The organism is Actibacterium sp. (assembly GCF_041584535.1).
GTDB lineage: Bacteria > Pseudomonadota > Alphaproteobacteria > Rhodobacterales > Rhodobacteraceae > Actibacterium_D.
In genome coordinates this window covers 1-15,108 of the sequence record NZ_JBFHDW010000022.1, presented here as the reverse complement: position 1 = coordinate 15,108, position 15,108 = coordinate 1, and the positions used below count along the sequence as shown (strand labels likewise).

Below are 15,108 nucleotides of genomic sequence, written 5' to 3'. Positions count from 1 at the left end.
CATGCGGATATCGCCGCCGCGTCGATCCCCGGCCCGATTCTGGGCCATGTCGGTGACGGCAATTTCCACTCCTGCCTGCTGGTCGATCCGAACAGCGCCGCCGAACTGGCCGAGGCCAAGGCCATCGCCGCGCGCATGGTCGAGCGGGCGCTGGAGATGGGCGGCACCATTACCGGCGAACATGGCGTCGGCATGGGCAAGCTGGCCTATATGCAGGCCGAACATGGCGCGGCATGGGATGTGATGGGCCAGATCAAGCGGGCGCTGGACCCTGATGGCCTGATGAATCCCGGCAAGATGGTGCGCGGCAACTGATCAGCTGGCGCGCTTGATCCCCATCACCCGGGCGCGGGCGCGCGGGTCGCTGTCGAACAGGCTGGCCAGTTGTTCGGTCATGGCGCCAGCCAGTTGCTCGACATCGGTGATGGTGACGGCGCGCTGGTAATAGCGGGTCACGTCATGGCCGATGCCGATGGCGATCAGTTCGACCAGCTTGCGCTTTTCGACCATGGCGATCACGTCGCGCAGGTGCTTTTCCAGATAATTCGCCGGGTTGACCGACAGGGTGCTGTCATCGACCGGCGCGCCATCGGAAATCACCATCAGGATTTTCCGGGCCTCGGGCCGGGCCAGCATCCGCCGATGCGCCCATTCCAGCGCCTCGCCATCAATGTTTTCCTTCAACAGGCCCTCTTTCATCATCAGGCCCAGATTGGTGCGGGTGCGCCGCATCGGTGCGTCGGCGGACTTGTAGATGATATGGCGCAGATCGTTCAGACGGCCGGGCAATTGCGCGCGGCCCTCGGCCAGCCATTGCTCGCGGCTTTGGCCACCTTTCCACGCGCGGGTGGTAAAGCCCAGAACCTCGACCTTGACGCTGCAGCGTTCCAGCGTCCGGGCCAGAACATCGGCGCAAATCGCGGCGATCGAGATCGGCCGCCCGCGCATCGAGCCCGAGTTATCCAGCAACAGCGTCACCACGGTATCGCGGAATTCGGTGTCTTTCTCGACCTTGAACGACAGCGGTGTGGTCGGGTTGGCGACGACACGGGCCAGACGCCCGGCGTCCAGAATGCCTTCCTCAAGATCGAATTCCCAACTGCGGTTCTGCTGGGCCTGAAGCCGACGTTGCAGCTTGTTGGCCAGACGGCTGACCGCGCCTTTCAGCGGCTCAAGCTGCTGGTCCAGATAGGCGCGCAAGCGTTCCAGCTCGGCCGGTTCGGCCAGATCTTCGGCATGGATTTCTTCGTCATACTGGGTGGAAAACACCTGATAATTCGGGTCGGCATCGGAATGCGGCGGCGGGGCGGGCGGCTCGATCGGGGCCTCGCCCTCGGGCAGTTCGGTGTCGTCCGACATGTCGAGATCGGCCAGATCATCCATGCTGACCTGCGCCTCGGACATGTCCTGAGTCGAATCCTGATCCTGCTCCGGCGTCGCGTCGGCGTCGTCGCTTTCGTCCTGGTCGTCGCCCGAGCTTTCAGGTTCTTCCTGTTCTTCCTCGGGCTGGGACTGGTCCTCATTATCGTCATCGGCGCTGTCGGGGTCTTCGCCCAACTGGTCGCCATAGCCCAGATCGGCGATCACCTGACGGGCGAACCGGGCAAAGGCAGCCTGATCGGTCAGCGATTTCTCAAGCTGTTCCAGAGTCGCGCCGGCCTGATCGTCGATAAAGCCGCGCCACAGGTCCATAATGTTCTGCGCGCCGGGGGGCAGGGGCCGCCCGGTGGCCAGATGCCGGATCAGATAGCCCGCCGCCACCGCCAAGGGCGCATCGGCGGGGGCGGTGATCCGGTCATAGCCGCGGCGGGTGGCCTCAGCCTGAATCATCACGTCGATATTGCTGGCGGTGCCGGGCATGGCGCGGGCGCCGACGGCCTCGCAGCGGGCGGTTTCCATCGCCTCGTAAAGGTCCAGCGCCATGTCGCCCGACGGACGATAGCGCGCATGGGTGGCGTCATCGTGATACTTGCGGCGCATGGCGAACGCATCGGCCGTGCCACGCGCCAGCAGAACCTCGTCGCGGGTCATGCGGCGGCTGACCTGCGGCAGGCGCATCGACTCGCCGCTCATTCCCGGCGGGTCGACCGAAAAGGTCACGCCCAGATCGGGATCGTCGGCCATGACCTTGGTGGCCTCGGCCAGCGCCTTTTTGAACGGATCGGCGGGGTTGTCGTTGGGTTTGCTCATCGGGCCTGCGCGCAGAATGGGGTCGTTGCCGGTAATCTAAGCCCTCATCCGGTAAATGACCATGCGAAACGCGCGGGTTCAGACGCCCAGCAACAATCCGTCACAGGCCGTCAGCGCCGCCTCAGCCGCCTTGGCGGCCAGACCGGCCCGGCGCGGATCGGTGGCAAAACGCGCATCCTGCATCAGCCCGGCTTGCGGGGTTTTCGCCGCCACCCGCCAGATCAGCGCCTGCCGGTCGGGCAGGCCGGTGTCGGCGGCATAGGGCAGCAGCGCCGCCAGAATGTCGTCAAAGGCGGCAATGCGGCGCGCGGTGCGTTCCGAGGCCGGGCCGTCGAACATCCACTGATATTGCTCCAACGCCGACAGCCGCCCGGCGCAGGTGGCAAAGACCTTGACCCGCTCAATCGGCGAGGCAGGCAGGGCAAAGGCAGCCCCCGCCAGTGCCAGACTGGCGCATATCCCCAGAAGATATGTTTTCAAACCGCCCATAAAGTGATCTTGAGCGCAAAAAACCTGCGTATCAATTAAGCGAAATTAAAAAACTTACGTCGTGGCCAGTCAGACACGGCCAAAACGAAACCGCCGCAGGCGGGTCGGCCTGCGGCGGTCAAATCTTAATGCTTTGGCGAGGGCTTAGCCCAAGGCGGCGCTGGCGGCGCTTTCGGGCAGTTCTTCATCAAAGCAGCGCTGATAGAATTCAGCCACGGTCTGACGCTCAAGCTCGTCGCATTTGTTCAGGAACGACAGGCGGAACGCATAACCGACATTGCGGAAGATCGTCGCGTTCTGCGCCCATGTGATGACGGTTCGGGGACTCATCACCGTGCTCAGATCGCCGTTCATAAACGCGGTCCGGGTCAGGTCGGCGACGGTCACCATCTGGCTGATGGTGCGGCGGCCTTTCTCGGTGTTGTATAGCGGGTTCTTGGCCAGCACGATCGCGGTCTCGGCATCGTGGCTGAGATAGTTTAGTGTCGCCACCAGCGACCAGCGGTCCATCTGAGCCTGGTTGATCTGCTGAGTGCCGTGATAAAGCCCGGTCGTATCGCCCAGACCAACGGTGTTGGCGGTAGCGAACAGGCGGAAATACGGGTGCGGCGTCAGGATCTTGTTCTGGTCCAGCAGCGTCAGCTTGCCGTCATGCTCCAGCACGCGCTGGATCACGAACATCACGTCGGCGCGGCCCGCATCATATTCGTCGAACACGATCGCGGTCGGATTGCGCAGCGCCCAGGGCAGAATGCCTTCCTGAAACTCGGTGACCTGCTTGCCCTCGCGCAGCTTGATTGCATCCTTACCGATCAGGTCGATCCGGCTGATGTGGCTGTCAAGGTTGACCCGCACCGCCGGCCAGTTCAGCCGCGAGGCCACCTGTTCGATATGGGTCGATTTGCCAGTGCCGTGATAGCCCTGAATCATCACCCGCCGGTTATGCGAGAACCCGGCAAGAATGGCCAGCGTGGTGTCCGGATCGAACTTATAGGTGGTGTCCAGATCGGGCACACGGTCGGTGCGCTCGGAGAAGCCTTTGACGATCATGTCGGTGTCGATCCCGAACACTTCGCGGACAGAGATTTCCTCGGTGGGTTTTGCGTTCACATCCATTCAACTATCCGCCTTGCTCGACCAGTCTATCGCAGGTGCCGGGCTGTCGGCACGCGTTGTCCTAGTGAAACATATCCGCTGCGGGTGCAAGGGCAAGCACCTCGCGTCAAAGTTTCGCGATGCCCCTGCGGCTTTTTGTTTCACAATTGCAAGGGCGCGGCTAGTCTGAGCGCCGGGAACAGGGACGCAGCACAGCGCCGGAATGAAAACAGATACCGAAATCGAAACGGCAATCGCGCAGTTGGCCCAAGGCGACCGCAGCGCGCTGCGCCCGCTGTGGAAGGCGCTGGCGCCGCAGGTTCTGGGCATTTGCACCGCCATTCTGCAAGATGACCTTGCCGCCCGCGCCGCGCTGGAACAGGTGTTCATCAAGATCTGGCACAATGCCGACGGTCTGGCCCAATCGGGCTATCCGCCGCGGGTCTGGGTCTGCACCATCGCCCGCAATCACGCGCTGGACCTGATCCGCGCCGCGCAGGCCGAAGGCGTGCCCGAACCCGAACCGCGCAAGGATGTCGCGTGGCCCGAAGGCCGGATCGGCGACGCGCTGGCGCTGCTGCCCACCGGCCACGGCCAGCTGATCGCGCGTGCCTATGCTTACGGCGAAGGCTACGGCACGCTGGCACAGCGCATGGGCCGGATGCCCGACCTGATGCCGATGCTGCTGCGCAAAAGCCTGAGCGCCCTGCGCGAGGCGCTGACCACATGACCGAGATCACCGAAGACCTTGCCTGCGATGCCGCCGAATATGTGCTGGGTCTGGGCGATGCCGCCTCGCGCCGCGCGTTCGAGGATAAAATGAAGGAAATCCCGGCGCTCAGGGACGAGGTGCTGGGCTGGGACAGCGACTTTGCCGAACTGCTGTCGCTTTATCCAACCCGCGTGCCGCCGCGCAAAAGCCTGCGCCGGGTCGAAAAACTGCTGTTCAAGGGCCTCCCGGCCACCCCCCGCCACAAAACCGCGCTTTCGGGGGCGCGGATCTTGGCCGGGGCGCTGATCGCGGTGCTGCTGCTGGCGGTGCTGATCGGCCGCTTCGTGCCGCCGCCCCCCGTTGCGCCGCCCGGATCACAGCCTGCCCAAGCGAACGTGAAATGACAGTGAGCACCCGCTGACCCTATCCTGACCGCAACCAGTGACAGGAGACACAGCATGAACAGGCGAGACTGGATGACCGGCGCGGCAAGCCTTGCGCTTTTGACCGTCGCATCCCCGGCTCTGGCGTTCGAGGTCACCTATACCGACGCCGAATGGCGGGCGATGCTCAGCCCGCTGGAATACAAGGTCATGCGCAAGGAAGGCACCGAACCTTCGGGCTCCAGCCCGCTGAACCACGAAAAACGCCCGGGACTCTTCCATTGCCGCGGCTGTGATTTGCCGCTTTATGACGCCGCCACCAAATTCGACAGCGGCACCGGCTGGCCCAGCTTCTGGCAGGCGCTGCCCAATGCCATCGAAACCAAGCGGGACCGCAAGCTGCTTGTGGTCCGGACCGAGGCCCATTGCCGCCGCTGCGGCAGCCATCTGGGCCATATCTTTGACGACGGCCCCAAACCCACCGGCAAGCGCCATTGCCTGAACGGCGTCAGTCTGGTGTTCAAACCGGCCTGATCTTTTTCTTGGGAAAAATACTCAAAATCCGGCCCCTGCACCGCGTGCCACGCCTGCGGGGGGCACCGCTCAGGCCTGAAAGCTACGGCTGTCCTTGATCTGATCCCAGGCCCAGACCACCTCTTGCAAGCGGTCCTCGTCGGCGCGGTTGCCGCCGTTCATGTCGGGGTGCAGATCCTTGACCAGCGATTTGTATTGCTTGCGGATTTCCGCCTTGGTCCAGTGATCCTTGGCCTCAAGAATATCCAGCGCCTTGCGTTCGGTCGGGGGCAGGCGCCGTGTGCTGGCGCCGCCATTGCCGCGACCGGGGTTGCGGGTGGCATTGGCACCCAGCACCTGATGCGGATCGTCCACGCCCAGCCGCGCCCAGGCGCGTTGTTCTTCCGATGGCTTGCCGAAGGGTTTGGTCTCGCGTTCCCACAGCCGGTCTTTTTCCAGCTGCGCGTCCATTTCCTCTTCAGTGGCGCCGTTAAAGAAATTCCACTTCAGGTTATATTCGCGCACATGGTCCTTACAGAACCACAGGTATTCATCCAGATGATCGGGCGATTTCGGCGCGCGATACTGGCCCAGCTCCTGACAGTCCGGCATTTCGCATTTCCGGGTCGACGTCTCGAACGCCCCCGACATCCCGCGCTTGCCGCGGGTGCGCTTTTTCTTGTCCGCTGAGACAGAAATATCAAATCCGAAAGGATCTCTTTTTGACATGACCCGCCACCTTTTCGACTCGGACGTGAGAGTTTAGAGCATTAGCCCCGGGAATGAAGGGGCCTTGAGCAGAAAAGAGACTTTTCCGCGGAAAAAACCGATTTTCGGAACACCCTTTGGCGGATGGACCATGGCCCGGATCGCTGGTTCGGGCGGGCGGGGTCAGTCCGGTTTGGACGGGTCCGCTGTATCTTTGGCCGGGCGCAGCTCCGGGAAGGGGGTGCGCGGGGTCGGGGTTGGATCGGGGTCGGACAGGGTCAGGTCGCTGACCGCTTCGTCACCTTCGTCCTCGTTGTCGTCCTCGGCGAAAGCGCCATCCTCATCCTCGTCGGCGATCATGGCTTCGGCCCAGATCGGCACCTCGTGCACCTCGCGGCGAAAGATCAGCAGGTTCTGAAACTGCGTCGTCTTGCCGGTCAGGCCCGAGCGTTCCTCGCAGGGCAAAGTATCTGCCCGCCAATATTCCCAGCCCTCGGCCGCCAGATCGTTCAACAGTGTGGTCATCGCATGGGCGAACCGGGCCGAGGTGCCCTTGATCCCGCGCTGCTTTTCAGCGCGGGTCGGGGCCGGAACGACCTTGTATTCATATTGCGTCATGTCCGCCCCTTTTCAACCTTTGCCGGAATCGGCCCAGGGTCAGCCCAGTTTGCGCGCGACGATTTCGTTCACCGCCTGCGGGTTGGCCTTGCCGCCGGTGGCTTTCATCACCTGACCGACGAACCAGCCGGCCAGTTTCGGGTTGGCCTTGGCTTTTTCGACCTGCGCCGGGTTGTCGGCGATGATCTGATCGACAGCGGCCTCGATGGCGCTGGTATCGGTGACCTGTTTCATGCCGCGCTCGTTGACGATCGCCGCCGGGTCGCCGCCTTCGGTATAGACGATTTCGAACAGATCCTTGGCGATCTTGCCGCTGATATCGCCTTTCGAGATCAGCTCGATGATCCCGCCCAATTGCGCCGGGCTGACCGGGCTTTCAGCGATGTCGTGATCTTCTTTCTTCAGGCGGCCGAACAATTCGTTGATGACCCAGTTCGCCGCCAGCTTGCCGTCGCGGCCTTCGGCCACGGCTTCGAAATAGGCGGCGTTGGCGGTGTCGGCGGTCAGGACGCTGGCGTCATATTCCGACAGGCCGAACGCGGTGACAAAGCGGGCTTTCTTTTCGTCCGGCAGTTCCGGCAAGCTGGCCTTGATGTCATCGACCCAGGCTTGCTCGATCTCCAGCGGCAGCAGGTCGGGACAGGGGAAATAGCGATAATCATGCGCCTCTTCCTTGCTGCGCATCGACCGGGTCTCGCCCTTGTCGGCGTCATAAAGACGGGTTTCCTGCACCACCTCGCCGCCATCCTCAAGAATGGCGATCTGGCGGCGGGCCTCGTAATCGATGGCCTGCTGGATGAACCGCATCGAGTTCATGTTCTTGATTTCGCAGCGGGTGCCCAGATGGCTGAAATCCTGAGTTGCCTGATATTTCTCATATTGGCCCGGACGGCAGACCGACACGTTCACATCGGCGCGCAGGTTGCCGTTTTGCATGTTGCCATCGCAGGTGCCCAGATAGCGCAGGATCTGGCGCAGCTTGACGACATAGGCGGCGGCCTCTTCGGGGCCGCGGATGTCGGGGCGGCTGACGATCTCCATCAGGGCGACGCCGGTGCGGTTCAGGTCGACGAAAGACATGTTCGGGTCCATGTCGTGAATCGATTTGCCAGCGTCCTGTTCCAGATGGATGCGCTCGATCCGCACCAGACGCGCAACGCCCGGCGCCATATCGACCAGAACCTCGCCTTCGCCGACGATCGGGTGATAGAGCTGCGAAATCTGATAGCCCTGCGGCAGGTCGGGGTAGAAATAGTTCTTGCGGTCAAAGGCCGAGAACAGGTTGATCTCGGCTTTCAGGCCCAGCCCGGTGCGCACCGCCTGTTCGACGCAATATTCGTTGATCACCGGCAACATGCCCGGCATTGCCGCATCCACAAAGGCGACATTGCTGTTCGGCTCGGCGCCGAAGGTGGTCGAGGCGCCCGAGAACAATTTGGCGTTCGAGGCGACCTGCGCATGAATTTCCATGCCGATCACAAGTTCCCAGTCATATTTCGCACCGGCGATGACTTTCGGGGTGGGGGCGGTATAGGTGAGGTCCAGCATCTGAATTCGCGTCCTGTCAGGGGTCGGCAAGGGTTCTACGGCAGGTGCGCCGAGGGGGCAAGAGCCTGCGGCCACCGGCAAGGTTCCGCCTGCGCGGAATCCGGGGAATTGCCTGATGCTGCATCTGCGAACATACTGGACTGCGGTGCCGGGGCCAGACCCGGATCTGTGACCGATGGCGATGATGAAGACTCTTTTGCTTTCTGCGGTCCTGCTGGCCCTGCCGATGGGCTGTGCGATGACCGATCAGGCCGAAGTGGCCAGCCGCGCCGCGACCTCGGACCTGCCGCCGATGCGCTGGGATCAGGCGCGCCCCGCCGATCAGGCCGAAAGCTGGACCCGTGCCACGCTGGCGGCGCTGGAAACTCACGGTGCCAACCTGCCGGAAATCGTGCCCGCCGATATCGACACCTACTGCCCCGGCTATGAAGGCGCGGGCGAGGCCGACCGTCAGGCGTTCTGGGCCGGGCTGTTTTCGTCCTTGGCCAAACATGAAAGCACATGGAACCCGCAGGCCGTCGGCGGCGGCGGGTTATGGTATGGGCTGGTGCAGATCGCCCCGGCCACCGCGCGCGGCTATGGCTGCGTGGCGCAATCGGGCGAGGCGCTGAAACAGGGCGAGGCGAATCTTAGCTGCGCGGTGCGCATCGCCGCCCATACCGTGGCGCGGGACGGCGTCGTGTCGGCCGGGGGTCGCGGCATTGCCGCCGATTGGGGGCCGTTCCATTCTGCCGCCAAACAGGCCGACATCGCCGCGTGGACCAGCAAGCAAAGCTATTGCCAGCGCGGCTGAGGCCGGTTCAGAAGGTCTCGGCGCGATAAGGGATCGGCATCGCCTTGTCGCCCTTGAGGATCTCAAAGCTCATCCGGCCCTGTTCGTCCCGATGCGCCTTGTAGGTCAGGATCTCGGCAATGTGGTTATCGGCGGTAAAGGTCAGGACCTTGGGTTCGATCCGGGTGACGGCGTCGGCTTCAAGGTAATCGCTGGCGCAGATGATGACCTGATCGCCTTCCTGACAGGTCCGCGCCGCCGCGCCGTTCAGCACGCATTGCCGCTGACCGCGCTCGCCATAGATCACATAGGTGCTGATCCGGGCGCCCGAGTGCTTGTTCCAGATATCGACATATTCCATCGGCAGGATGCCCGCCGCCTCGCAATGGTCGGGATCAAGGGTGATCGAGCCGTGATAATGCAGATCAGCCTGAGTCACGGTGATCCCGTGCAGCTTGGCAGTAACGAATTTCTTCATGTCTGGTCCCTCCGCCGGGATAGATCGCTTTGGCGCGGGGTTATGCGAGAAACCGCAGCCCGACGCAACAGCGTTTGCATCAGCCGTTGCGCATCCGGCCAACCATTTCGCCCATGTCGCGCGACAGGCCCGGTCGGGCGCGGATACGGTCCAGCGCCTCGCAGATCTGGCCCTGCCGGTCGGCATCATAGCGCCGCCATGTCTCGAACGCGGTCGACATGCGGGCGGCGGTCTGAGGGTTCACTGCATCCATTTTCATCAGCCAGTCCGCCACCAGATCATAGCCCGCGCCGCTGGGATCGTGGAACCCGGCAGCATTGCCCGAGAACGCCCCGATGACCGAGCGGAACCGGTTCGGGTTCTTCCAGTCGAAATCGGGATGTTGGGTCAGGGCGGTCACGGTGCGCACGGCGCGGTCAGGCGGGGTCAGTCCGGCCTGCAGCATGAACCATTTGTCCATCACCAGACGATCGTCCTGCCACTGGTCATAAAACGCCGCCACCTGCGCGTCACCGGCGCCGATCGCCAGCAGCGCGGTCAGCGCGCCTTGCTGGTCGGTCATATTGTCAGCCGCCGCGTAATGCGCCGCCGCCCGCGCGCCGCCATCCAGCCGGCTGAGCAGCCCCAGCGCCGTCAGCCGCAGCGACCGGCGGCCGGCATCGGTGGCCTCGGGCGAATAGGGGCCGGGGCACAGAAGATCGGCATAGAGCAGCTCAAGCCGGTCCTTCAGATGCGCGGCAATGGCGTGGCGCAGGGTTTGCGCGGCGCGGTAGATCGCCAGCGGATCGGGGACATGGCCCTGATCGGCCAGCGCTTGTGCGATGTCATCCTCGGACGGCAGGCGCAGCACCAGCGCCCGATAGGCCGGGTCCAGCGCATTGTCGCGCAGGACTTCGGCCAGACCTTCCAGATAGGCCGGGTCCGGGGACTCGCCGCGCAGCACCATCCGCACCAGCACATCCTTGGACAGGGCGCGTCCGGCCTCCCACCGGTTGAACGGATCGGTGTCATGCGCCAGCAGAAAGGCGCGCTGATCGGCGCTGGCGTCGTGGTCAAGGATCACCGGCGCCGAAAACCCGCGCAGGATCGACGGTATGGGTCGCGCTGCCAGCCCGTCAAAGGCAAAGCTTTGCGTGGCCTCGGTCATCTCAAGCACGGTGGTCGGCAGCACCTCGTCACCATTGGGGTTCAACAGGCCCAAAGCAATCGGGATCACCTGCGGCTGCTTGGTCGGGAACGACTTTCTATTCTGGTTTTCCTGTTTGAAATTAATTTCATACCGGCCATTGTTAAAGTTATCTGTAAAGCTGAGCCGCGGCGTGCCGGGCTGGGCATACCAGCGCTTGAACTGGCTCAGATCGCGGCCCGTCGCGTCCTCGAACACCTTCAGCCAATCCTCGATCGTGGCGGCGTCGCCGTCGTGGCGTTGGAAATACAGGTCCAGCGCCCGGGCATAGCCGTCATCGCCAACCAACCGTTTCAGCATCCCGATCACCTCGGCGCCTTTTTCATAGACGGTGGCGGTGTAGAAATTGTTGATCTCGACATAGCTTTCGGGCCGCACCGGATGCGCCAGCGGGCCGTTGTCCTCGCGGAACTGGCGGGCGCGCAGCATCAGCACGTCCTCGATCCGCTTGACCGGGTGGCTGCGCATATCGCCCGAGAATTGCTGATCGCGGAACACGGTCAGCCCCTCTTTCAGGCACAGCTGGAACCAGTCGCGGCAGGTGATGCGGTTGCCGGTCCAGTTGTGGAAATACTCGTGCGCGATGATCGCTTCGATCCGGGCGAAATCGTCGTCGGTGGCGGTTTCGGGGCTGGCCAGAACATATTTCGAGTTGAAGATATTCAGCCCCTTGTTCTCCATCGCGCCCATGTTGAAATCATCAACGGCAACGATGTTGAACACGTCCAGATCGTATTCGCGGCCGTAGACGTCCTCGTCCCATTTCATCGACCGTTCCAGCGCGTCCAGCGCATAGTCGCATTTGTCCTGATCGCCGGGGCGGACCCAGATATTCAACGTGACCTTCTTGCCAGAAGCCGTTGTGAACGCGCCGGTTTTCGCCACCAGATCGCCCGCGACCAGCGCGAACAGATAGGCCGGTTTCGGCCACGGATCGTGCCATTCCGCCCAGCCCGCGCCGTTGGCCGCCGGGTTGCCGTTCGACAACAGAACCGGCAGGTCGCTGTCCACCCGCACGCTGAACGGCGCCATCACGTCGGGGCGGTCGGGGTAATAGGTGATCTTGCGGAAACCCTCGGCCTCGCATTGGGTGCAATACATGCCGTTCGACATGTAAAGCCCTTCCAGCGCTGTGTTTTCCGCCGGGGCGATCTCGACCTCGGATTCCCATGTGAACGGGCCATCGGGCACGGCGCAGGTCAGGCCGGTGTCGGTGATTTCAGGCGAGACCGTCTGGCCATCAATCGCGGCCCGGATCAGGCTCAGCTGTTCGCCATGCAGGAAAAACACCTGTTTCGGCGCATCGGGATTGGGAACGAACCGCAGGCGCGAGGTCACGCGGGTGGCCTTGGGCGACAGGGTAAAGGTCAGTTCGACCTTTTCGATCCGCCATCCGAACGGGGTGTAATCGCTGAGCAGAATGGTCTGGGCCGCGCTTTCGCTCATGGGGAGACTCCTGTTGCCTGTTGCGCGAAACCTAGGCGCGGGTCGCGGGACACACAAGCGCGGGCAATGCGGTTTATTTGGGCTGAGATGAAAGAGCTTCGTGCAAAATTGGTAAAAGAATCTATCCAGTCACTTTACGGCAGCGTTTGATTTTCTTACACCTAGACGCAGATTGCTCAGACAAAACGGAGAACCGACGGATGGACAAGCGGGTTGAGCGGGCCGGGCTGAATGTCGATGCAGGTCTTGCGGAATTCATCGAGGCCGCGGCGCTGCCGGGCACCGGGATTGACGCGGATCGGTTCTGGAACGGCATGGCCGGGCTGATCGCCACGATGGGACCGAAAAACGCGGCGCTGTTGGCGCGGCGCGACGATCTGCAGGAACGGATCGACGCGTGGCACATCACGCATCGCGGGCAAGAGGTGGACGCCGCCACCTATCAGGCCTTCCTGCGCGAGATCGGCTATCTGCTGCCCGAAGGCCCGGATTTCACCATCGAGACCGGCCCCACCGATCCCGAGATCGCCAGCCAGCCGGGACCGCAGCTGGTGGTGCCGATCATGAACGCCCGCTATGCGCTGAACGCGGCCAATGCCCGCTGGGGCAGCCTTTATGACGCCCTTTATGGCACCGATGCGCTGGGCGATCTGCCTGCGGGCGGCGGCTATGATCCAGCGCGCGGCGCGCGGGTCGTGGCATGGGCCAAGGCGTTTCTGGATCAGGCGGCGCCGCTGGCAGCGGGCTCGTGGGCCGATGTTGCCGGTCTGGGCGTGGCAAGCGGCGCGCTGCATGGCGCGGCTTTGGCCGACCCGGATCAGTTCGTCGGCCATGTCGGCGATGCGCATCACCCTAAGGAAATCATCCTGCGCAACAACGCGCTGCATATTCGGATCGTCATCGATTCCAGCACCCCGGTCGGTGCCTCGGACCCGGCGCATATCAGCGATGTGATTCTTGAATCGGCCCTGTCGTCGATCATGGATTGCGAAGATTCGGTCGCCGCTGTCGATGGCGCCGACAAGGTCATCGCCTATGCCAACTGGCTGGGCCTGATGCAGGGCAACCTGACCGAAGAGGTCGCCAAGGGCGGCAAGACCTTCGTGCGGGCGCTGAATGACGACATCGCCTATACCGCCGCCGATGGCACCTCGGCCAACCTGAAGGGCCGGGCGCTGATGCTGGTGCGCAATGTCGGTCACCTGATGACCAACCCGGGCATTCTGGATGCCGATGGCGCCGAGGTGGGCGAAGGCCTGATGGATGCGATGATCACCACCCTGATCGCCATACATGACCTGCAGAAATCGGGCGGCCCGCGCAATTCGGTCACTGGCTCGGTCTATGTGGTGAAACCCAAGATGCACGGCCCCGAAGAGGTTGCCTTTGCTGACGAGATTTTCAGCTATGTCGAAAACGCGCTGGGCTTGCCGCGCTATACCGTCAAGCTGGGCATCATGGACGAAGAACGCCGCACCAGCGCCAATCTCAAGGAATGTATCCGCGCCGCGTCGCACCGGGTGGCGTTCATCAACACCGGCTTCCTCGATCGCACCGGCGACGAAATCCACACCGCGATGGAGGCTGGCCCGATGATCCGCAAAGGCGAGATGAAATCGCAGCCGTGGATCGCTTCGTATGAGGATCGCAACGTCGATATCGGTCTGGCCTGCGGGCTGAAGGGCCGGGCGCAGATCGGCAAGGGCATGTGGGCCATGCCCGATCTGATGGCCGACATGCTGGCCGCCAAGATCGGTCACCCCAAGGCCGGGGCGACCTGTGCATGGGTGCCCAGCCCGACGGCGGCGACCCTGCATGCCACACATTACCATCAGGTCGATGTGATGGCCCGTCAGGACGAGATCGCCGCCGGTGGCGCACGCGGCACGCTGGATGATCTGCTGACGATCCCGGTCGCGCGCGGCGTCAACTGGAGCGACGACGAAATCCGCGAGGAAATCGAAAACAACGCCCAGGGCATTCTGGGCTATGTGGTGCGCTGGGTCGATCAGGGCGTGGGCTGTTCCAAGGTGCCCGACATTCACGATGTCGGCCTGATGGAAGACCGCGCCACCTGCCGGATCAGTTCTCAGGCCTTGGCCAATTGGCTGTATCACGGGGTTGTCGACGAACAAACGGTTCTGGCGGCGATGCGGCGCATGGCGGCGGTGGTCGATGGCCAGAATGCCGGCGATCCCGCCTATCGGCCGATGGCGCCCGGTTTTGACGGGGTGGCCTTTCAGGCCGCCTGCGATCTGGTGTTCCGGGGCCGCGAACAGCCCTCGGGCTATACCGAGCCGGTGCTGCATGCCCGGCGTCGTGAGTTGAAAGCGCATTCCTGAGGAGGATCCCATGGCAAGCATTTCCCTGCGCAAGGCGCGCACCATCATCCGCAAGACGCTGGAGACCGGCCACCAGATGGAGCTGAAACCGCTGGCGGTGGTGGTGGTCGATGATGGCGGCCACGTCATCGCGTTCGAGCGCGAAGACGGCACGCCTCCGGGCCGGTTTGCCGTCGCCAATGGCAAGGCCAGTGGCGCGGTGATGATGGGCATGACCGGGTCGGCGATGATGGCCCGCGCCGAGGCGCAAGGCTATTTCATCACCGCCCTCAATGGCGCTTTCGATGGCAAGCTGGTGCCGGTTCCGGGTGGCATTCTGGTGCGCGACAAAAAGGGCAAGGTCGTCGGCGGCGTTGGCGTATCGGGCGACACGTCGGACAATGACGCCAAGGCCGGGCTGGCCGGCATCGCGGCGGTCAATCTGGTCGGCGACGCCTGAGCGTGAAAAACAGGCACAGGCCCTGCGCACAGGGCTTGTGCATCGCCGGGACTCTTCACCCGGCCCAAGAATGCCTATATGTTCGTCACAGAGGATCAAGAGGACGAACATGACGCGCCCTATCGTTGGCATTATCGGAAATCAGTATCTGATCAACGACAACTATCCGGCTCACGCCGGTGGCACGAT

At 63.2% G+C, this 15,108-nt stretch carries 15 protein-coding genes and 1 pseudogene; 8 read left to right on the top strand and 8 right to left on the bottom strand.

Features of this window, described 5'->3' with window-relative positions; all coding sequences use genetic code 11:
* The coding region (locus tag ABYW26_RS02240) for an FAD-binding oxidoreductase (protein ID WP_372603111.1) at positions 1–315 on the top strand (315 nt) is incomplete at its 5' end.
* On the opposite strand, the gene cobT is transcribed toward ABYW26_RS02240, so the two are convergent.
* The 3 genes from cobT to cobS all read right to left on the bottom strand — a co-directional run bounded on the left by cobT (position 316) and on the right by cobS (position 3,795).
* The gene (cobT, locus tag ABYW26_RS02235; RefSeq protein ID WP_372603109.1) at positions 316–2,190 is read right to left on the bottom strand and encodes a cobaltochelatase subunit CobT; all 1,875 of its coding nucleotides are present in this window, start codon (positions 2,188–2,190) and stop codon (positions 316–318) included.
* Between the two features lie 78 nt (positions 2,191–2,268).
* On the bottom strand, positions 2,269–2,679 hold the full coding sequence (locus tag ABYW26_RS02230) for a hypothetical protein (protein ID WP_372603108.1): 411 nt from the start codon (positions 2,677–2,679) through the stop codon (positions 2,269–2,271).
* 144 nt (positions 2,680–2,823) lie between these two features.
* Entirely contained in the window at positions 2,824–3,795 is a 972-nt protein-coding gene (gene cobS / locus ABYW26_RS02225) for a cobaltochelatase subunit CobS (protein ID WP_372603107.1), read from the bottom strand.
* Between the two features lie 202 nt (positions 3,796–3,997).
* Here cobS and ABYW26_RS02220 point away from each other — a divergent pair, with 202 nt between their 5' ends.
* From ABYW26_RS02220 to msrB, 3 genes are read left to right on the top strand one after another with little or no spacing between them, the layout of a single operon-like run.
* On the top strand, positions 3,998–4,504 hold the full coding sequence (locus ABYW26_RS02220) for a sigma factor (RefSeq protein WP_372603106.1): 507 nt from the start codon (positions 3,998–4,000) through the stop codon (positions 4,502–4,504).
* On the top strand, positions 4,501–4,890 hold the full coding sequence (locus ABYW26_RS02215) for a hypothetical protein (protein WP_372603105.1): 390 nt from the start codon (positions 4,501–4,503) through the stop codon (positions 4,888–4,890). Before ABYW26_RS02220 ends, ABYW26_RS02215 begins: the two co-directional genes overlap by 4 nt.
* 54 nt (positions 4,891–4,944) lie before the next feature.
* On the top strand, positions 4,945–5,403 hold the full coding sequence (msrB, locus tag ABYW26_RS02210; protein WP_372603103.1) for a peptide-methionine (R)-S-oxide reductase MsrB: 459 nt from the start codon (positions 4,945–4,947) through the stop codon (positions 5,401–5,403).
* Positions 5,404–5,472: 69 nt separating this feature from the next.
* On the opposite strand, the gene ABYW26_RS02205 is transcribed toward msrB, so the two are convergent.
* The 3 genes from ABYW26_RS02205 to gatB form a co-directional block, all read right to left on the bottom strand.
* Positions 5,473–6,111, bottom strand: coding sequence for a DnaJ domain-containing protein (locus ABYW26_RS02205; protein ID WP_372603101.1), 639 nt, complete (start codon positions 6,109–6,111; stop codon positions 5,473–5,475).
* A gap of 162 nt (positions 6,112–6,273) precedes the next feature.
* Positions 6,274–6,708, bottom strand: a complete 435-nt coding sequence (locus tag ABYW26_RS02200) for a DUF4177 domain-containing protein (RefSeq protein WP_372603100.1) — start codon at positions 6,706–6,708, stop codon at positions 6,274–6,276.
* A gap of 39 nt (positions 6,709–6,747) precedes the next feature.
* Positions 6,748–8,256, bottom strand: coding sequence for an Asp-tRNA(Asn)/Glu-tRNA(Gln) amidotransferase subunit GatB (gatB, locus tag ABYW26_RS02195; RefSeq protein ID WP_372603099.1), 1,509 nt, complete (start codon positions 8,254–8,256; stop codon positions 6,748–6,750).
* Positions 8,257–8,437: 181 nt separating this feature from the next.
* On the opposite strand from gatB, the gene ABYW26_RS02190 reads away from it, so the two are divergent.
* Positions 8,438–9,049 (top strand): transglycosylase SLT domain-containing protein, encoded by a 612-nt coding sequence (locus ABYW26_RS02190; protein WP_372603098.1) that lies wholly within the window; start codon positions 8,438–8,440, stop codon positions 9,047–9,049.
* A 7-nt stretch (positions 9,050–9,056) separates the two neighbouring features.
* Here the strand turns inward: ABYW26_RS02190 and panD are convergent, their stop codons facing one another.
* Both panD and pepN read right to left on the bottom strand, forming a co-directional pair.
* Positions 9,057–9,506 carry an aspartate 1-decarboxylase gene (gene panD, locus ABYW26_RS02185; protein ID WP_372603097.1) on the bottom strand — a complete coding sequence of 150 codons (450 nt, stop codon included), beginning with the start codon at positions 9,504–9,506 and terminating at the stop codon, positions 9,057–9,059.
* A gap of 79 nt (positions 9,507–9,585) precedes the next feature.
* Positions 9,586–12,138: an aminopeptidase N gene (gene pepN / locus ABYW26_RS02180; RefSeq protein WP_372603095.1), complete on the bottom strand. Its 2,553-nt coding sequence runs from the start codon at positions 12,136–12,138 to the stop codon at positions 9,586–9,588.
* Between the two features lie 200 nt (positions 12,139–12,338).
* On the opposite strand from pepN, the gene ABYW26_RS02175 reads away from it, so the two are divergent.
* The 3 genes and pseudogenes from ABYW26_RS02175 to ABYW26_RS02165 all read left to right on the top strand — a co-directional run.
* A complete protein-coding gene (locus ABYW26_RS02175; protein ID WP_372603094.1) occupies positions 12,339–14,480 on the top strand; it encodes a malate synthase G in 2,142 nt (713 codons plus the stop codon).
* A 10-nt stretch (positions 14,481–14,490) separates the two neighbouring features.
* Positions 14,491–14,919: a heme-binding protein gene (locus ABYW26_RS02170; RefSeq protein ID WP_372603093.1), complete on the top strand. Its 429-nt coding sequence runs from the start codon at positions 14,491–14,493 to the stop codon at positions 14,917–14,919.
* A 109-nt stretch (positions 14,920–15,028) separates the two neighbouring features.
* Positions 15,029–15,108 (top strand): annotated as a pseudogene (locus ABYW26_RS02165) (gamma-glutamyl-gamma-aminobutyrate hydrolase family protein); the annotation flags it as partial.